Source organism: Streptomyces sp. M-16, assembly GCF_052114405.1.
Lineage (GTDB): Bacteria > Actinomycetota > Actinomycetes > Streptomycetales > Streptomycetaceae > Streptomyces.
The window spans coordinates 71,288-89,276 of the sequence record NZ_JBFRER010000006.1; the positions used below are offsets into that span (position 1 = coordinate 71,288).

18 protein-coding genes are annotated in these 17,989 nt (G+C 71.2%); 11 read left to right on the forward strand and 7 right to left on the reverse strand.

Annotated elements, in window-relative coordinates; translation table 11 throughout:
• Positions 1-28 precede the first annotated feature (28 nt).
• Positions 29-637 (reverse strand): DJ-1/PfpI family protein, encoded by a 609-nt coding sequence (locus AB4039_RS04920; RefSeq protein ID WP_442270080.1) that lies wholly within the window; start codon positions 635-637, stop codon positions 29-31.
• A 150-nt stretch (positions 638-787) separates the two neighbouring features.
• Positions 788-1,288, reverse strand: a complete 501-nt coding sequence (locus tag AB4039_RS04925) for an ArsI/CadI family heavy metal resistance metalloenzyme (protein WP_442270081.1) — start codon at positions 1,286-1,288, stop codon at positions 788-790.
• A gap of 87 nt (positions 1,289-1,375) precedes the next feature.
• Here AB4039_RS04925 and AB4039_RS04930 point away from each other — a divergent pair, with 87 nt between their 5' ends.
• From AB4039_RS04930 to AB4039_RS04945, 4 genes are read left to right on the forward strand one after another with little or no spacing between them, the layout of a single operon-like run.
• A complete protein-coding gene (locus tag AB4039_RS04930) occupies positions 1,376-1,756 on the forward strand; it encodes an ArsR/SmtB family transcription factor (RefSeq protein WP_266845432.1) in 381 nt (126 codons plus the stop codon).
• A complete protein-coding gene (locus AB4039_RS04935; RefSeq protein WP_442270082.1) occupies positions 1,753-2,502 on the forward strand; it encodes an aquaporin in 750 nt (249 codons plus the stop codon). Before AB4039_RS04930 ends, AB4039_RS04935 begins: the two co-directional genes overlap by 4 nt.
• Positions 2,499-2,927 carry an arsenate reductase ArsC gene (locus tag AB4039_RS04940; RefSeq protein WP_266845428.1) on the forward strand — a complete coding sequence of 143 codons (429 nt, stop codon included), beginning with the start codon at positions 2,499-2,501 and terminating at the stop codon, positions 2,925-2,927. The genes AB4039_RS04935 and AB4039_RS04940 overlap by 4 nt, the downstream gene beginning before the upstream one ends.
• A gap of 32 nt (positions 2,928-2,959) precedes the next feature.
• The gene (locus AB4039_RS04945; protein WP_442270083.1) at positions 2,960-3,433 is read left to right on the forward strand and encodes a GNAT family N-acetyltransferase; all 474 of its coding nucleotides are present in this window, start codon (positions 2,960-2,962) and stop codon (positions 3,431-3,433) included.
• A 21-nt stretch (positions 3,434-3,454) separates the two neighbouring features.
• Here AB4039_RS04945 and AB4039_RS04950 read toward each other — a convergent pair whose 3' ends face one another.
• Positions 3,455-4,417, reverse strand: coding sequence for a hypothetical protein (locus tag AB4039_RS04950; RefSeq protein ID WP_442270084.1), 963 nt, complete (start codon positions 4,415-4,417; stop codon positions 3,455-3,457).
• Positions 4,418-4,587: 170 nt separating this feature from the next.
• On the opposite strand from AB4039_RS04950, the gene AB4039_RS04955 reads away from it, so the two are divergent.
• On the forward strand, positions 4,588-5,346 hold the full coding sequence (locus AB4039_RS04955; RefSeq protein WP_266846524.1) for a hypothetical protein: 759 nt from the start codon (positions 4,588-4,590) through the stop codon (positions 5,344-5,346).
• Positions 5,347-5,494: 148 nt separating this feature from the next.
• Here AB4039_RS04955 and AB4039_RS04960 read toward each other — a convergent pair whose 3' ends face one another.
• Positions 5,495-7,549, reverse strand: coding sequence for a transglycosylase domain-containing protein (locus AB4039_RS04960; protein WP_442270085.1), 2,055 nt, complete (start codon positions 7,547-7,549; stop codon positions 5,495-5,497).
• A gap of 526 nt (positions 7,550-8,075) precedes the next feature.
• Between AB4039_RS04960 and AB4039_RS04965 the strand changes: the two genes are divergently transcribed.
• The 4 genes from AB4039_RS04965 (at position 8,076) to AB4039_RS04980 (ending at position 11,901) form a co-directional block, all read left to right on the forward strand.
• Positions 8,076-9,212, forward strand: a complete 1,137-nt coding sequence (locus AB4039_RS04965; RefSeq protein WP_266846522.1) for a barstar family protein — start codon at positions 8,076-8,078, stop codon at positions 9,210-9,212.
• A 141-nt stretch (positions 9,213-9,353) separates the two neighbouring features.
• Entirely contained in the window at positions 9,354-9,956 is a 603-nt protein-coding gene (locus AB4039_RS04970; protein WP_442270086.1) for a hypothetical protein, read from the forward strand.
• Between the two features lie 116 nt (positions 9,957-10,072).
• Complete coding sequence (locus tag AB4039_RS04975; RefSeq protein ID WP_442270087.1) at positions 10,073-11,104, forward strand: HEAT repeat domain-containing protein; 1,032 nt, start codon at positions 10,073-10,075, stop codon at positions 11,102-11,104.
• A gap of 152 nt (positions 11,105-11,256) precedes the next feature.
• Positions 11,257-11,901, forward strand: a complete 645-nt coding sequence (locus tag AB4039_RS04980; protein WP_442270088.1) for a DUF6304 family protein — start codon at positions 11,257-11,259, stop codon at positions 11,899-11,901.
• Positions 11,902-12,059: 158 nt separating this feature from the next.
• Here the strand turns inward: AB4039_RS04980 and AB4039_RS04985 are convergent, their stop codons facing one another.
• Together AB4039_RS04985 and AB4039_RS04990 are read right to left on the reverse strand one after the other, a co-directional pair.
• Positions 12,060-13,967, reverse strand: coding sequence for an ABC transporter ATP-binding protein (locus AB4039_RS04985; protein WP_266846514.1), 1,908 nt, complete (start codon positions 13,965-13,967; stop codon positions 12,060-12,062).
• Positions 13,968-14,171: 204 nt separating this feature from the next.
• Complete coding sequence (locus tag AB4039_RS04990; RefSeq protein ID WP_285543732.1) at positions 14,172-14,951, reverse strand: NAD(P)H-dependent oxidoreductase; 780 nt, start codon at positions 14,949-14,951, stop codon at positions 14,172-14,174.
• Between the two features lie 138 nt (positions 14,952-15,089).
• Here AB4039_RS04990 and AB4039_RS04995 point away from each other — a divergent pair, with 138 nt between their 5' ends.
• On the forward strand, positions 15,090-15,941 hold the full coding sequence (locus tag AB4039_RS04995) for a helix-turn-helix transcriptional regulator (protein WP_442270089.1): 852 nt from the start codon (positions 15,090-15,092) through the stop codon (positions 15,939-15,941).
• Positions 15,942-16,038: 97 nt separating this feature from the next.
• Entirely contained in the window at positions 16,039-16,743 is a 705-nt protein-coding gene (locus AB4039_RS05000; RefSeq protein WP_442270090.1) for a hypothetical protein, read from the forward strand.
• 54 nt (positions 16,744-16,797) lie between these two features.
• On the opposite strand, the gene AB4039_RS05005 is transcribed toward AB4039_RS05000, so the two are convergent.
• A complete protein-coding gene (locus AB4039_RS05005) occupies positions 16,798-17,940 on the reverse strand; it encodes a serine hydrolase domain-containing protein (RefSeq protein ID WP_266846507.1) in 1,143 nt (380 codons plus the stop codon).
• Between the last annotated feature and the right edge of the window lie 49 nt (positions 17,941-17,989).

The following is a 17,989-nucleotide window of genomic DNA, read 5'->3' on the forward strand; positions in this document are numbered from 1 at the left end:
CGGCGCCGGCCGCCCGGCCCGCAGACTGTCAGCGCAGGGCGCTCTCGCCCATGTGGACGGCGCGCAGGGCGCGTTCGACGGTCTCCCGCTTCTCGCCGACCGGAGCCGCGTAGTCGATGACGTCGCGCGCGGCCTCCTCCCCGAGCGTCCGGGCGACCACCCACGTGGCGAGGTACTGGGAGGCCAGGCAACCGCCCGCCGTGGCGATGTTCCCCTCCGCGTGGAACGGCGCGTCCAGCACGGTGACGCCGGCGGCTTCGACGTAGGGCCGGCTCGTCATGTCCGTGCAGGCCGGCATGGAGTCCAGCAATCCGAGCCGGGCCAGCACCAGGGCGCCCGAACACTGCGCGCCGATCAGCTGTCGCGAAGGGTCCAGCACCAGCCTGGAGATCAGCCGGTCGTCGGCGACCACGTCCCGCGTCTTGATTCCGCTGCCGACCAGCACGACGTCGGCTTCGGTCACGAACTCCATCGGGCGCTGTCCCGTCACCTCGACGCCGCCCATGGACGTGACCACCGGTGCCGGCGTCGTGATGAAGGCCTCCAGGCCGTCCTTGCGACACCGGTTGATCAGCGCGGAGGCGATGAAGCTGTCGAGTTCGTTGAACCCGTCGAAAGTGACCACGGCTACCTGCATCACAACTCCCTCACGTACGGTGTCGGATCGTGAGCCTCCCCGGCCCACGGTTCCGCGTCGAGGGCCAATCAGCGGCCGGTGGCATGCCTTCCGCCCCCTCTCCTCTCACTTCGCCGTGCTTCCGGCATCCCGCGGCGAACCGACGGCCGATCAGCTCCCGCAGGCGCAGCCGGCCGCGGCCTCGGCCCCTGCCCCTGCCGGGGTCCGGGCGGCGTCGGGGGACGGTTCGTCCGAGGGGTCGCAGCAGGCCCGCGGCGCGGCGTCGGCGCTCTTGCCGAGGGTGGCGGCGTCGGCCTTGACGACGTACACCTCCCACGGCTCCCTGCCGGGGCCGGTCACCCAGACCTTGTCCTGGAGGGCGTAGCAGCAGGAGGTGTCGTTCTCCTCGAAGGTGGCCAGCCCCGCCTCCTTCAGGCGGGCCGTGGCGGCGATGACGTCCTCGGTGGCCGCGACCTCGACGCCGAGGTGGTCGAGGCGGGTGGGCTCGTCCGCCCCGCCCTCGATCAGGACCAGCTTGAGCGGCGGCTCGGCGATGGCGAAGTTGGCGTAGCCGGGGCGGAGCTTGGCCGGTGTGGTGTTGAAGAGCCTGGAGTAGAAGGCGATCGAGCCTTCCAGGTCGGCGACGCGCAGGGCGAGCTGGACACGGGACATGGCGGTCTCCCCTTCCGGGATTCTGATTCGACGTTTGTCGATATAGAAGACGTTGCCACCGGATTAGATAGATGTCAACATAGAGGCATGTCGAAACAAGCTGGCCTGCCGCTGCTCGGGCAGGACGATGCGGCGTGCTGTACGCCGATGGTCCGCGAGCCGCTGGGCGAGGAGACCGCAGCCGGGCTGTCGCGGATGTTCAAAGCGCTGTCGGACCCCATCCGGCTGCGACTGCTGTCGCTGATCGCCTCGTACGAGGGCGGTGAGGCGTGCGTGTGTGACCTGACCGGCCCCTTCGACGTCTCCCAGCCGACGATCTCCCATCACCTCAAGGTGCTGCGCGAGGCGGGACTGGTCGGCTCCGAGCGGCGCGGAACCTGGGTGTACTACTGGGTGATCCCCCAGGCCCTGGCCCAGCTGTCCGCCCTGCTCCGGATCCCCGCCGCGCCCGCGAAAGCGGGCACGTGAGCACCCCGGCGCCGCTGGCCCGCCGGGCGGCGGTAGAGGCGGCCGGAACGGCGGCCCTGGTCGCGGTGGTCGTGGGCTCCGGCATACAGGCCACCGAGCTGACCCTGGACGTCGGCCTGCAGCTGCTGGCCAACTCCCTCGCGACCGTCTTCGGCCTCGGCGTGCTGGTCGCCTTCCTCGGCCCGGTCTCCGGGGCACACTTCAACCCGGTCGTCACGCTGGCCGCCTGGATCACCGGCCTCCGCGGCCATGACGGGCTCACCCTGCGCGAGGTCGCCGCGTACGTCCCGGCCCAGATCGCCGGGGCGATCGGCGGCGCGATGCTCGCCGACGCGATGTTCGCCGAGCCGGTCATCGCCTTCTCCTCCCACGAGCGGTGGGCCGGGCACCTGTGGCTGGGCGAGGCGGTGGCCACCGCCGGGCTGCTCTGGCTCGTCTTCGGACTGGCCCGGACCGGCCGGGCGCACCTGGCACCGGTTCTCGTCGCCTCCTACATCGGCTCGGCGTACTGGTTCACCTCCTCCACCTCCTTCGCCAACCCCGCCGTCACCATCGGCCGCGCGTTCACCGACACCTTCGCCGGAATCGCCCCCGGCTCCGTGACGCCGTTCATCGCCGCCCAACTGCTCGGCGGCGCCCTCGGCCTGGGCCTCGTCGCCGCCTGCTTCGGCCGGCCGCCCCGCACCCCGACGGACCAGACCGTCCCCGCCGCCCGCCCTGCCGAAGAAAGCGCGCCGACCTCATGAGCACCCCCACCGTCCCGTCCGTCCCGTCCGTGCTGTTCGTCTGCGTCCACAACGCCGGCCGCTCCCAGATGGGCGCCGCCTTCCTCACCCACCTGGCCGGGGACCGGGTCCAGGTCCGCTCCGCCGGCTCCGCACCCGCCGACGCCGTGAACCCGTCCGTCGTCGAGGCCATGGCCGAGGCCGGCATCGACATCTCCTCCGGGATTCCGAAGGTCCTCACGGTGGAGGCGGTGCGGTCCTCCGACGTCGTGATCACGATGGGCTGCGGCGACGCCTGCCCGTACTTCCCCGGCAAGCGCTACCTGGACTGGACGTTGACCGACCCCGCGGGACAGGGCGTCGCGGCCGTCCGCCCGATCCGCGACGAGATCGAGCGGCGCGTCCGCGGCCTGCTCGCCGAGCTCGGCATCCCGGCATCGGCGTGACCGCCGCCGCGGGGGGCCTACGCGTCGAGCCGATGCGGCCCGAGCACGCCGGGCAGGTCCTGGCGGTCTACCGGCTCGGCATCGACGACGGCAACGCCACCTTCGAGACCTCCGTGCCGACCTGGGAGGCGTTCGACGCCGCCAAGCTGCCCGAGCACCGCCTGGTCGCCCTCGACGGCGGCGGCCGGGTGCTGGGATGGGCCGCGGTGGTGCGGGTCTCCGACCGGTGCGCGTACGCCGGGGTCGTCGAGCACTCCGTCTACGTCCACCCCGACGCCCGCGGCCGCGGAGTGGGCCTGGCCCTGCTGAAGGCCCTGCTGGCCTCCACCGAGGCCGCCGGCATCTGGACGGTCCAGTCGGGGATCTTCCCGGAGAACACCGCCAGCCTCGCCCTGCACGAACGGGCCGGATTCCGCGTGATCGGCACCCGCGAACGCATCGGCCGCCACCACGGGGCCTGGCGCGACGTCATCCTCGTCGAACGCAGAAGCCCGACTGCGACCTGACCTCCGTCGAAGAGAGCGGGGTCACGGGAGCGGGATCGCCGAGTCCGTACCGGTGGCCCGGGAACAGCGCACGGGGCCGCCGGTGAGCCAGGAGCCGTCGCCCAGGGGCACCAGTTCGTAGGGGTTGGTCACCTCGACGGCGATCTCACCACCGACGGTGCCCGTGTGCACGTCGACCAGGTGGTAGCGGAACCACTCGTCCTCGTCCTGGGTCTCACCGCCCAGGACCACGACGGCGGTGTCCGGGGTCAGGTAGCCGCCGCCCCACTCCACGAAGGCCTCCTCCGGGTCGTACCCGAAGGCCTCGACCGGGAGGGTGAAGAGGACCTCGCCGTCGGGGTGGCGGTGGAAGGCGACGTCCTCCTGCCCGTGGTCGACGGTCATGAACTGTTCCCCGACCGGCGCAAGGTCGATCAGGCAGCGGTCCGGCCACGGGTACTCCACGAACTCCACCTCACCACCGGCTCCGGTCGCGCCCCGGAACACGACGGAGCCGTCCTGCCCCTCCCCGACATCGAGGTAGACGCTGCCGTCCACGGGGTGCACGTGGTGGCCGGCCCCGTGCCCCACCGTCTCCAGCTCCCGGCGGGCGAGGACCGCCCCGCTCTCGGCGTCGTACACCACCCACTGGTCCCCGCCCCCGCGTCCCGCCATCGCGTCGGGCCGGTAGACCCACACGGTCCGGCCGTCCAGGGACAGGGCGCAGCCGGGCCGGTGGCCGTGGCGCACGTCGGAGTACGGCTCGAAGTCCGACGCCCACAGCAGGTCACCGGCGCGGGTGAGGCAGACGACGCGGTTCAGCGTCGTGTACACGACCCGCTCCAGATCCGGCCGCACCGCCGAGGCGACCACCTCGTCGCCGCCCGGCGGCCGGAACACGGCGGCGGGCTGCAGCGTCCCGAGATCCGCGGAGCCGATCACGTAGGCGTGGATCCGTCCGTCGCGGTGACGGGTGATGGCCTTCAGAGGCCGGGCAGGAATCATGCGCCGAGGTTAACGCCCGGCTCAGACACCCGACGAGCGTGCGGCGCCAGGCCGAAGTCGCCGCCTGGCCGGAGCAGCGGCGGCAGCGCTGAACTACCGGGCCGGACGCGGCCGGGCCACCAAGTCCCCACCGCGCTCTGTGTGGAACAGGCCGCCCATAGGATCGCCCGATGATCAGACAGTCGCGTCCGCTTCCCTCCTCCGTGTCCTTCGACGTGGCCGACGGACACGGGGTCATCGAGGTGACCGGCGACGACGGCGGCAGTCTGCTCCTGCTCGCGGGTGATCCGGAGTTCATGGAAGCCAACGACGGCTGCGGCAGCGTGGGCTGGCTGGCAGCCCGCGCGGGTACGGGCGGCCCCGGGCTCTCCGAGGTCAAGTACCTCACCGAGTGGCTCAGCGCCCCCGGCCTCGTCCCCGATCCGCGCACCGGCCGCGCCGAGCCACCGGATCCGGAATCCCTGCGCCCGCTGCTGTCACTGCTGTCCCCGGGGCGGTACGTGATGTCGGCCGCGCTCGCTCCGCACGACCTGCGGGTGGTCCACCCGCGCGCCCTCCGGGTCGAGAGCTGGTACGCCGACGAGGAGCTCGCGCTGGTGACCACCGACGCGTGGCCGCCCCGCGACCACAGGGCGGTGCGCCGCTACCGCGACCGCATCCGGGCCGGGGGCGGGCTGCCGGCACTGGTCGCGCTCTTCCCGACGGCCGGAAGCCGGGTGGGCTACCTACTCGACGGACACCACAAGCTTGCCGCGTACGATCAGGCGGGGGCCCGCCCTCTGGTCATCAGGCTGGTCCCCCAAGCGCCCCGCCCCTTCCGGCACGACGACCTCGACCGGGCCCGGACGGCTTTCTCCGACAGCCGGCCACGGCATCAGGGCAACCCGCTGAGCAGGGTCTTCTCCTCCCCGGGGGCGGACTCCGCCTGACACCGCACGAAACGGCCGGTGTCGTTCTCCGTCGCGCTTCGTCGCGCTTCGTCGCGCTTCGTCGCTGTTCACCGTGCGCCCACCCTGCCGTGAGGACCTCGGCCGGCAGCCGGATTCCCGGACTGCCGGCCAAGCGGCGTCCTTGCCGTCACGGGCGGTCCCGTGGACCGTCCGCCGAGTGCTGCGGCGTGGGCGTCGCCGCCTCGTTGTAGGCCTTCCAGATCAGCGGCGGGAAGGCGCTGCCCCGCTCGGAATCGGGGCCGCCCACACCCTGCATGGGCAGCAGTTGCGGTACGTCGGGCTTCGTACGGAACATCGCGACCGACGTGCTCAGTTCCGGCGTGGCGCCGATGTACCAGGCGGAGTTCATACGGTCGTTCGGACCGGTCTTGCCCGCCCAGGACGGCAGGCTGGTCCCCCAGCCCTTCGGCGGTCCGACGGCGTTCGAGCTCACCTGGCGGAGCGCCGCGCCGACGGTCGAGGCCGCCTCGTAGCTCATGGCCCGCCGCGGTTTGGGGTGGCCCAGGCCGTCCACCGCGACGCCGTTCCGTTCGGCCTTGACCACCGAGTAGGGTTCGGTGGCCCGGCCCTGGTTGACGAAGGTCGTATAGGCGCTGGCCAGCCGGACGGCGCTGGGGGTGGAGGTACCGATCGAGAAGGTCGGCTCCAGCTTGGCCATGCTCTCCTCACGCAGTCCCGCCCCGACCGCGAGCTCCTTGACCTTCTTCAGCCCGATCCTCTTGCCGCTCTCCACGAACGGTGTGTGGTCGGAGTTCACCAGGGCCGAGTGGAGGTTCGTGGGCGCCGTCGGCGCCTCTGTCGGCCTGGGTTTCCGGGGGTCCTGGTCAGCGCCCTCCGCGGGTCGTTCCCCGCCTTCGAGCTCCTGCTCCATGGCGGCGGCGTACACGAAGGGTTTGAACGCCGAGGCCGCGGGCACGCCCGAGGTGTCCGCGTTGTTGGTGAAGTGCTCGATCGCGTCGGAGCCGCCGTAGACCGCGACGATCGCTCCGTCCTTGGGCCGTATCGAGGCGGCGCCGACCTGCACGTACTGGTCCTCCGCGCGCTTCTGCGGGTCCAGTCGTTCCGCGCGCACCTGCTCGACGGCCTTGGTCAGCGCGAGCACCTTGTCCTTCTCGAAGGTGGTGTGGACGCTGTAGCCGCCAGAGGCCAGATCCTTGTCCGTGATCCCGCTGCGGCTCTTGAGGTACTTGTTGGCGATGTCGACGAGGTAGCCGATCTGCCCGGCCTGGCTGGTCGGCTTGACGGGGGACTTCGGCTCGGGGAAGTCCTTGTACTTCGCGCGTTCCTGGGCACTCATCGAACCCGTGGCGACCTGACGGTCCAGAATCCAGCTCCAGCGGTCCTCGGCGCGTCGGCGGTTCTCGGCGCTGAGGGACGGGTCGAAGCTCTCCGCGCCCTTGAGGACAGCGGCCAGCAGGGCGCCCTGGCTGGGGTTCAGCTCATGGGCGGGGATGCCGTAGTACGCGTACGAGGCCGCCTGGATGCCGTACGCGTCCCGGCCGAACCACGAGGTGTTGAGGTACCCCTCAAGGATCTCCGTCTTGGGCCGCTGGTTGCTGACCTTCAGGGCCAGGAAGAGTTCCTTGATCTTCCGCTGGACGGTCTGGTCCTGGCTCAGATAGGTGTTCTTCACGTACTGCTGGGTGAGCGTCGAGCCGCCCTGGGTCTCCTCGCCCTTGACGATGTTGACGGCGGCCCGGCCGATGCCGGTCACCGACACCCCCGAGTCGCTGTAGAAATCGGCGTTCTCCGCCGCGATGACGGCGCGCTGGACGAACTCGGGCACCTGGTCGAGCTTCACGTCCTGCCGGTTCACATCGCCGACGCTCACCATCCGGCTGCCGTCCGCCCAGTAGTAGAGGGTGGCCTGCCGGCGCGCGGAGTCGTGCGGGTCCGGTATCTCGACCTGTAGGTAGACGGCGGTGAAGAGGGCGGCGAGGGCGCCGGAGAAGAGCAGGAACAAGCCGGAGGTCAGTTTCCAGGACGGCGTCCAGCGCCGCCATCCCCGCCGGCCGCGCCGGGGGAAGTCGATGAGCCGGCGACGCGCCTTCCGGGCCGCTCTCCTGCGGCTCTTCGCCCGGCCCGCGGCGCGCCGCGTGCGTTTCGGCCCTTCCGTCCGCTGCGGGCTTCCGGTTCCGTCCGTGGCACCTCGGTCCGCGCGGTGTTTGCGGGGCAGCCTCATGGGGGATGCGGACCTCCTCGATCGCGGACCGTCACCTCGGGGGCGGTGACGGACTCGACCGAGAAGATGATCAATCCACCTTCCGGGTTGGGCCGTTCACCAAATCTTCATGTGCGGCACGGGGCTCAAGGCGTGCAGACCGGTCAGACAGCTCTCGCGGGCCCACAACCGCCTGGGGTTCGCGATGCAGCTGACCACGGTGCGGTTCGATGGATGCCGCCGTCGCCCAGCTCGCTCCGCGCCGATGGCTTCGATGTCCGCGAGGAGGACGTCGCCCGGCTCTCCCCGTTCGTTCGGCACCACGTCAACATGCCTGGCCGGTACTCGTTCCAGCTACCGGAACTGCCGGGTGGCTTGCGCCCCCCGCGCGATCTGAGCGCCGCCGACGAGACGTGATCGAGGGCGGGCGACCGTCCTCCGTCCTCCCCGGGCCGGGCGGGTCCGTATCGTAGGCGCGAAGGCTGCTCAGATGTTCGGGGGTTGGGTGCGCATCGCAGATCACACCAGGTGGGACCGGGGCTTTCCGGTGAAGTACCTCCTGGTCCAGGAGGACGAAGAGGGCGTGGAACAGCTGTGGGGGAGGTGCGCGGGCGTCGAAGGGCTGTTCGTCGACCCGGTCCCGCCGCCACGGGAGGTCCTCACCCTCCGCGGATGCCGCCCCGATGGTCTCCTGGGCGAGGTCCTGGCTGAGCCAGACATCTCGCTGCGGGGCCTGGGCGACATGTGCGTCGAGGTCTGGGACGACGAGGAGCCCGTGCAGTGGTGGACTCTCGTCGATGCGGTCGTGGTGGCCCATCAGCCCCACTCGGCTGATCCGGGGCGGTACGACATCGTGCTCGGCGCCGGCGTCAGGAGCGAGGAGAGCTTCTTCGAACTGCCCGCGGAGCCGCGCTTCGAGCTCTTCGCGGGAACGACGGCCGCTGCCGCAAGTGCAGGCCGGTGCTCCGCCGTGGACGGCCTGTTCACGCCGCGCGCGGACCCGGACCCCGTCCCCATGGAACTGATCGGCTGCGAGGCCACGGAGCCACTGCTCGTGGGGACACAGCGACCACGCCGGTGGGTACGGGGTGGGGCCGAGCTTCTGGTGCTGGATCGCCATGGCGGCGTGATGGCTTCCCGCGCCGTGGGCCTGGCCATCACCGGAGCGCGCCCGTCCGTGCTCGGTGACGGGCTGGAGGACATCACCCTCACCGATGGTGGCGACGATCGGCCAGCGCCGGCGGTCCGCCCGATCTGGGCGGAGTGGTGCCAGGGGCCGCCGGCAGAGCCCAACCTATGGGCGCCGTACGACTCGCAGGGCAGGGCCGCGTGGTTGGACCTCACCACTCGTGCCTGGCGGGTGCCCGCGCCCCGGCCGGATCGCTCCGGCGGTGAGCACCATCTCGACGGCCGGTTCGTCACGGACGTTCCCGGGCTGCACTGCGCGATCGCCGAAGCCCTGCTCGGGCCCGGCCGCTACTTCGGCCGGGAGTGGAACGCGTTCAAGGACTGCCTGGGCGGTGGATTCGGAGTGACCCCGCCCTTCACCTTGACCTGGCACGACTCCGAGATCGCACGCCGCGCACTGGCGGACGTCGTGGAGGATCCGGAGGACGGGCTCTCCTACTTCGAGGACATCGTGCGGCTCCTCGAACGGCGCGGCGTCACGGTCGTGCTCCGGTGAGCCGCAGGCGCCCGGGCGAATGCGCCTCCGGGGACGGCTTGAAGTAGCGACGGACGGTCTCCGTCTTCTTCTGCCGTGACTTCGCCATCAGCATCAGCAGGGGCCGACCGAGGCTTGGCGCCGGCGCCCGTTTTCGTTCCGATGTTCCTCAAGCCCCAGGTCATCGAGGGCCACACTGGCATCGCCGCCTGCGACATGCGAGCCTCCTTCTCCCAGATGCCGATCGAGAAGGCTGTGATGACCCGCGACGACGCTCTCAAACAACTCAGCCACATCGCCCACGAGCAGGCGTTCGAGATGCACGTCGGGTCCGACCGGCTCATCCAGGCAGGACTGGATGCTCTGACCGCCGGGTTCGAAAGTCCGTCCCTCGCCATGCTGGCCGGCCTCCTCCGGAGCGAAGAACCCGAAGCTCCTGCACTCTTCGGCCAGGTGCTGGATGAGTTGGGGCTGGCCTTCCACCCGCCCGCTGACCCTGTGGCGGCGAAGTGGGCGATGGCCTACTGGGTCGCCGGTCTGATCGTCGACGGATCCCTGTCTCCGGCCCAGGGCACGTACCTCCTGTGGGCGGAAGTCGCCTACGACCTCGGCTGTCCCGAAGAACTGAAACAGCTTGTCCGCTGCGCACACAACCTGGAGTGCTGGGAGGAAAGGAAAGTCCCCCACGGGGAACTCAGCAGGGAAGCGGTCGAGGCAGCGAAGCAGTTCTTGAGCAAGCGGTCGGCAGCAGAGGCGGCCGACTGACCGCCGGGATGACGTCGCCGTCGTGCGGGCCCACGACAGGGCGGCAGAACCGGGCCGCGTTCGTGATCACGGTCGTTAGACTCCCGGGGTCCGCACGTGTGGTGTCGGCCCCGCCGTTGACGCAGGAGTACACGGATCGCGCGGTCGGCGAGTGGAGGATTGCCGTGATGTCCGAAGACCAGGCCATGGACGATGACCCGTGGTCCGGGTGGCCCGATGCGTGGGCGGGCACGGATGACGACATGCGCACGGTCGTGAGCGCGATCCCGCGGGAGGTCAAGGACGGGTTCGAGTACGACGAGATCCCTTGGCAGCGGTTCCCTCATTTCCACGGCCCCGGCGAGGAGGTTCCCGGGTTCCTCGCGACGCTCGCCTCCGGAGACGCCGAAGCCGCCGGCAAGGCTTTGTGGCAGCTGTGGGACGGTCTCCAGCACCAGGGCAGCACGATCGCGGTGGGAGCCCTGGCGGTGCCGTTCCTGCTCCGGATCGCGGTGACCGGATCCCCCGGGCTCCGCGCGGCAACCCTTCGCCTGGCAGCCGAGATCGGGCGGTGTCAGCACCATGGGGACGGATCACGTGAAGGCCTTCTCGCCGTCGCCGAGGATCCGTCGATGACGGAGGGCACCACGATGTGCCCGGTGGACTGGACGATTCAGGCCGCTCGCGATGCCATCGCGGTTGACCTGCACCTCTTGTTCCCCCTCCTCCCCGACCCCGATCCCGACGTCCGCTCCGCGACCGCCTTCGTCCTGGCGGTTGCGACCGGTGGGATTCCACGGGTCTCCTCGGCCCTGCGCCGCAGGCTGGCGGTGGAAGACGATCCGGTGGTCCAGGTGAGCCTGATCCTGGCGATCGCCCAACTCGCCCGTGAACACCGGGATGAACACGCTCGCGTGTGGGCACGGGACCTGTGGTCGGATCCCGACCGCTCGCCCGAGGTGCGCATCGGCGCCGGCCTCGCCTGGCTGTGCCTGGTCGACGACCCCGCCCCTGACGAGCTCCGCGCCCTCCTGACCGACCCGAGTACCGATCGGCGCAGCGCTCTGCTCCAGCGGGTGCCGTGGCTCCCACCGGTCGACTCCCACAGCGGCCTGCGCCGCTGCGTCCACGACATGCTCACGCCGGACATCCCCTGGAACAGCGCCTGACTGTCCTGCGCCCCCGTGGCCGCCGGCCGGAGGCGTTCCCGTCGTCGGTCGAGGTCAGCGGGAATCCGGATTCTTGTCGTTCTCTTGTCATCGGCTTGTCAGGGCCTTTTTTCGGCACCGGCCGGGGATTTCCCCCGGGCACACTGGGCCGCATGGAAAAGCAACTCATGTACGAATCGCCCCTCACCGGTTCGGTTTCCGTCCGGGACCGGTGGGGAAAAGACACCGGCGTCATGACGAACGACGGCGTGACGTTCTCGCTCGAATGGCGCGGGAACCGCTTCGTGGGGCACAGCCCCGACTCCCTGGAGCTGGTGGGCGAGGCCGTCGCCTCGGCGGAGCCGCCCGGGCTCGACAGGGGGGACCTGTGCGGCTACGAGCTCACGTGGTCGACGCCCGTCACCGTGATGACCGGCGCCGGCACGGAACGGTTCGACCTCACGACGCAGCTCACGGTGCCCAACCCGCACGCCCCGGCCCCCGGGCAGGAGTACGGGGTCTCGCTCTCGCTCGCCGTGCCGGGCGGGGACGTCTCCACGGCGCGCCACGGGGACATGGAGTCGGCTCTCCTGGAATTGCAGCGGAACGCTCCCGACGGAATGCGGATGGCCATCTGCTCCACGTGTGCGCTGTCGGATCACCACCCGGTCGGATACGGCTTCATGGGGGACCTCGCCTGTTTCCGGAACAGCAAGGAGCAATTCCGGGAGGTCTCCTGCAAGAGCGACCTCTTCGATGTGGGGGACTCCCGGGCCGGGCATGTCCAGGAGACGTACCACTGCCCTGATTTCGAATGACCCGTTCGTCCCCGCTGCCCGCGGAACTCGGCCCCGTCGCCGATCTCGCGCCGGTCGCCGGGGCGTCGTCCTCTCAGTGGGTGCTGCTCACCGAGGACGGCCGGCCGGCCCGCTTCGACGCCGACGCACGGGCGGCAGCCGGCCGGGCGGCGTCGTGTTCACGCGGTGGTCTCCTTCGGGGTGCGCTGGCCGGGGACGGTGCGGTCGTTCTGCAGTTCGAGGAGCTCGCGGAAGAGTCCGTTCGCCCTGGACAGTTCGGCGAAGGTGCCTTCCTGGACGACCCGGCCGTGGTCGAGGACGACGATGCGGTCCGCGACGGCGACGTTGGCGAGGCGGTGGGTGACCAGGACCACGGCGCGGTCCCGGGCGGCCCGGCGCAGGTTGGCGAAGATGCGGTGTTCGGCGCGGGGGTCGAGGGCGGAGGTGGGTTCGTCGAGGACCAGGAGGGCGGCGGACCGGTAGAAGGCGCGGGCCAGGGCGACGCGCTGCCACTGGCCGCCGGAGAGTTCGGCGCCGTTGAGCCACTCGCGGGCCAGGAGGGTGGAGAGGCCCGCGCGGAGTTCGTGCACGACCTCGTCGGCACCGGCCGCGGCGGCGGCTTCCCAGACGTCCTTCTCGTCGTCGCTGCGCGGCTGACCGAGGGTGATGTTGTCGCGGGCGGTCATCGGCCAGCACGAGAAGTCCTGCGGTACGAGGGAGACGTGCTTCCAGGCCGCGTGGGGGTCGAGCGCGGTCGTGGGGTGCCCGTCCCAGGTGACCGTGCCGGCGGTGGGGAGGTGGAGGCGGGTGAGGAGCTTGGAGAGGGTGCTCTTGCCGGATCCGTTCTCGCCGACCAGGGCGACGATCTCGCCGGTGCGGACGCTGAAGTCGATGCCGTCGAGGGCGTTCCTGTCGGCGCCCTCGTAGCGGTAGACGAGGTTCTCGGTGCGGATCTCGCGCGGGGCGCCGGGGACGACCTCCCCGGCGGTGAGGCGGTAGCCCCCGGTCTCTTCCAGGAACGTCGACCAGTCGTCCATGTACATGCCGGTACGGAAGATCATGGCGGCGTTGCGGACGACGCCCTGGACCGAGCCGGTGACGGTGCGCAGCGCGAGGACGGCGGTTCCGGCGGCGGCGACGGTGAGGTGGCCGGTGGCGAGGAGGGCGACCAGGACCCCCCAGACGACGGCGGAGGCCAGGCCGCCGCCGAGGGCGCCGAGGAAGGCCATGCGGGCGCCTTCGGTGACGGCCTGGCGGTGGACGGCGGTGACCCGGTCGGTGAGGTGCCGGTACTTGCCGAGGAGGAAGGGCGCCATGGTCCCGGCGCGGATCTGGTCGGCGGAGTGCCGGTCGGCGAGGTGCCAGCGCAGGACGCCGATCATGCGGCTGTGGCCGGTCGTCCTCACGGCGGCCAGGTAGGTGACGCGGGCGCTGTGTACCTGGGCGATGCCCTGGGGGAGGCTGGCGAGGGCCAGGAACGGCAGGAGGAGGGGGTGGAGGGTGCCGAGGACGACGGCGCCGGCCAGGAGGGAGGCGAGGGCGGCGAGGAGGTCCTGGCCCTCCTCGATGATGTCCTTGGAGACGACGGCGCCGCGTTCGGCGTTGTCCCACCGGTCCTTGAAGCCGGGGCTGTCGTAGGCGGCGAGTTCGCTGCCGGTGGCCGCGTCGAGCAGCATCAGCTCGTACTCCTGCTGGAGCAGGGGCGAGATGCGGGAGGACAGCCAGGTGACCACGATGTAGAGGGTGGCTCTGATCCCGGCGGCGGCGGCGAGCACCGCGACGGACGGCCACGCCTGCCACAGCCGGTCGGTGATGTTCCCGGAGGAGATGAGCGCGGTGATCGTCGAGGTGGTCGCGAACAGGCCCAGGGCCGCCGCGATGCCGGAGACGGCCTGGCAGGCCAGGAGCCCGGCCACGGACGCCCGGTCGACGCGCCACGCGATCGACAGGGAGCGCTTCATCAGGTGCGGCAGACGCCGGGCCATGTGGCGCAGGGTGATGTACTTCGCGGCCTCCCAGCGGGTGTCGCCGTCCCACGAGAAGGCGATCTCCTCGTCCGCCCGTACTCCACTGTCCTCGCCGGTCATCGGATACGCCTCCGTGAGTGAGGGGGAGGGTCAAGACTCGGTCCGGAACGGGTCGTTCGGAAGACCTCGGTACGGCGATCACCCGAAGGTGTCACCGTCCGCGGTCATGCGTGGCTGCGGGCCGGGTCCGGGGTCTCGCCAGGAAGCGCACGACCGCTGCCCCGGCGGTGCGGCCGGGTCCGGCCGCGCCGCCGGACCCGGCGGTCAGCCGCGCACGTGCAGCCCGAATCCCGTGCGGCCGGCGGGCTCCAGACCCTCCTTCAGGTGCAGCGAGGGGATCTCGTAGTCGCCGAAGTTCTGCCTCCGGAACGCGATCGGCTCGGTCGACTCCAGGGTGAGCAGGCGCCGCTGCCAGGCCTCGGCGACGGGCGCGTACTCCTCGTCCGTCATCCGGTCCACGCCGTGCAGCACGAACGGCGGCAGCACCTCGATGCCCGGGTAGTAGAGGATGCCGTGGTGGATCGGGAACAGCAGGTCGTCGATGGGGCCGTTGATCCCGCGGGCCGAGTAGTGCGACTCCGGGCCGCCGACGGTCACCGACAGCAGGGCCCTCCTGCCCGCGAGGGTGCCTTCGCCGAAGCGCTCGCCGTACTTGGTGTCGCTGTGCTCGCCGACGCCGTACGCGAAGCGGTAGGTGAACACCCGGTCCACCCAGCCCTTGAGGATCGCGGGCATGCCGTACCACCACAGCGGGAACTGGAAGATGACCGTGTCGGCCCACAGCAGTTTCTCCTGCTCGGCGAGGACGTCCGGCGTGAGCGTCCCGGCGTTGAAGGCCCGGCCCGAGTCCAGGGCGACGCTCAGCGGACTCGACGCGGCGGGGCCGTAGTCCGCGGCGTCCACGACCGCCTTCCAGTCCATCGCGTACAGGTCGCTCACCCGCACCTCGTGCCCGGCGGCCTCCAGGGTGGACACCGCGAGGTCCTTGAGCGAGCTGTTGAGCGACTTCGGCTCGGGGTGGGCGTGGACGATCAGCGTCTTCACGGGAACTCCTTCGGATCGGATGCCTTCGATCCTGGGCGACGCGGCGCCCGGCGTTCAGGGGCTCCTCTTCCGTCGGACCGGGCTTCCTGGTATCGGCAGGGCCACCTTCACGGGCATCTCCGAGGCCATACTGGGGACATGGACGATCTTGCGGGTTTCCTGCGGACCAGGCGTTCCCGGGTCGACCCGGCGGCCGTCGGCATACCCGCCGACAGCCGCCGCCGGGTCGAAGGGCTGCGCCGCGAAGAGGTCGCGCACCTGGCCGGAGTCAGCGTCGACTACTACGTGCGCCTGGAGCAGGGCCGCGCGACCCAGCCCTCCGAGCAGGTCCTCGACGCGCTCGCCCGCGTCCTCGGCCTCGACGAGACCGAACGCGGGCACCTGCACCGGCTCGCCCGGCAGCGCCGGCGCAGCGCGAAGTCGCCGGGCGGGCGGGTCCGGCCGGAACTGCTGCGCGTCCTCGGCCTGGTCACCGGCGCACCCGCACTGATCATGGACCACCGCCTGGACGCGCTCGCCGGGAACCGCCTCGCCGGGCTGCTCTTCGGCCGGCCGATGCCGGGCCTGAACATCGCCCGGCACATCTTCCTGGAGGAGGCCGAGGACGGCCTCTACGCGGACTGGGAGCAATGCACCCTCGACGTGGTCGGGCACCTGCGCCTGGCCGCCGGGAAGCACCCGGAGGACCCCCGACTGGCCTCGCTCATCGGCGAGCTGGCGATGGGCAGCGAGCGCTTCCGCCGCCTCTGGGCCCGCGCGGACGTGCGCGCCCGTACGCACGGACTCAAGGCGTACCGGCATCCGCTGATCGGACCGCTGGAACTGCACCAGGAGAACTTCGCGCTGCCGGACGAGTCGGGAATGGAGCTGCTGGTCCTGTCCGCGCCCCCCGGCAGCCCCGCCGAGGACGGGCTGCGCCTGCTCGCGGGCCTGGGCGCGGACCGCGGTGACGCCTCGTATCCCCCGGCGGACGCCCGGCTCCGCGAGTAGCCCGACGACGTCCGCCCGCGGCCGCCGCCCCGGTGTGTCAGTAGCCGCCGATAAGGTCTGTGGTCGGATGCGAAGGGCCGGGGAGTGCGAGGTGGGCATGGCGATTCATCGTCCGGGGCGGCCGGAGGACCTTCCGGAAGCGAGCCCGTTGTGGGCGCGGTGGGCCGCGCTCGCCGCGGTGACCTGGGACGCCGAGGAGGAGAAGGAGACCTTCCGGCGCGGGTACTGGCTCGGCGACAGTGCCGGCGGCGACGGCTGCGCCTTGCACTACGACGACAGCAGTTGCAGCCGATGGGTGCTGGTCCGGGCCGACGGCGGCCGGGCGGTTCTCTTCGGACAGGACGATTCCAGCAAGGTCGGGCGGTACGAGCCCGCGATCGACCTCCTCGCCGGGGCGCCCGGGTGGGTGCGCCGTGAAGTCCGGGACGACCTTCTGCACCAGGGAAGGATCGAGTGCGTCTACTGGTTCGAGGACGGTTCCTGGCACCGCGCGCCGTACCCCGACGACCTGAGTGACGACGGGCTCGACTGCGGGATGAGCCACCTGTCCTCGTCCGACCACGCCGTCGAGGCGATCTGCGCGCTGTTCGAGTTCGACTACGAGTACGAAGGCGCCATGGAAGCCTGCGAGCTGTTCGTCGAGCACGCGGAGCGGGGCACGGCCACCCCTGAGGTCGTGCGCGCCTTCGCCGACGAGCTCGTCCGGGTCCATGCCGAGTACGAACTGTCGCCGCCCTGGATCCCGATCGCCCGGTCGGAGACGGACATCGCCGCGATGACCGCCCTGATGCGCCGGAGGTGACTCCGCGGCGGGGCGCGCGGAACGCGGAGCTCCGCGTACGCCGTCCCGCCGCGCTCAGCCCGTCGGCCGGTCCGGCGCGGTCCGCCCGTCGCAGAACACCTCCTTGACGAGCCGCTGCTTCACCTTCTCGAACGCCTGGACCGTGGCGGCCAGGTCGAGCTCCGCGTCCCCGCAGGTCACCGAGCCGGTCAGGGTCCTGCTGCCGTCGGGCGTGCTGTACATCAGCGCCGCCCAGCCCCAGAATCCGCCGTTGTGCTGGAAGATGGTGCCACCGTCGTCCGTCTTCTCCACGAACACCCCCAGGCCGTAGCCCATCTTGGGGTGCGGCGTGCGCATCTCGGCCAGCAGCGGGGCCGGCAGGAGCCTGCCGCCCATCAGCGCGGAGAAGAACGTGTGCAGGTCACGGGTGGTCGAGATCATGTCACCGGCGGCGGAGATCCAGGAGGGGTTGAAGCGGGTGGTGTCGGCCACCGTCCACCGGCCGGCGTCCTCGTACCCGTAGTAGCCGTGGGCGTGCGGCTCGGGGATCTCCGGTGAGGCGTCCGGCACCACGGTGCCGGTCAGCCCGAGCGGATCCAGGACCAGCCGGCGCATCTCCTCGGCGTGGGAACGGCCGGTGACCTTCTCGATCAGCAGCCTGGCCAGTACGTAGTTGGTGTTGGAGTAGCTCCAGTCCGCCCCCGGTGCGAACCGTGCCGGCCGGGACAGCGCGGGCCGTACCAGCTCCTCCGGCCGGTAGGTGCGGGACCGGTTGTCCATCCACTCCTTGCCGATCCCGGGGACTCCACCGGGCACGACCGTCCCGTCGTCGTAGACCTCTCCGGTGAAGCTGAACAACCCGCTGGTGTGCTGGAGCAGCATCCGTACGGTGATCCGCCGGTCCAGCCCGAAGCCGGGCAGGTGGTCGTCCGCCGGGGCGTCCAGCCCGATCCTTCCCTCCGCGACCAGCCGCAGCACCAGGGTCGCGGTGAAGGTCTTGGTGATGCTGCCGATCCGGAAGTGCCCGTCGGCCCGTGGGGCCTCCGCCCCGCCCAGCTCGCGCACCCCGGCGGTGCCGACCCACTCGCCCCGCTCGTCGTTCACGCGCAGCTGCATTCCGGCGAAACCGGAATCGACGATCTCCTGGATGGCCTCGCGCAGCTCGGGGCGGTCCGGCCCGGCAGCGGTGGTCTCGACGGTGTGGAGGGACTCGCTCATGGTCGTTCCTCGTCTCGCGGCAGTAGGTGTCCGGCACGGCTCGACGGCG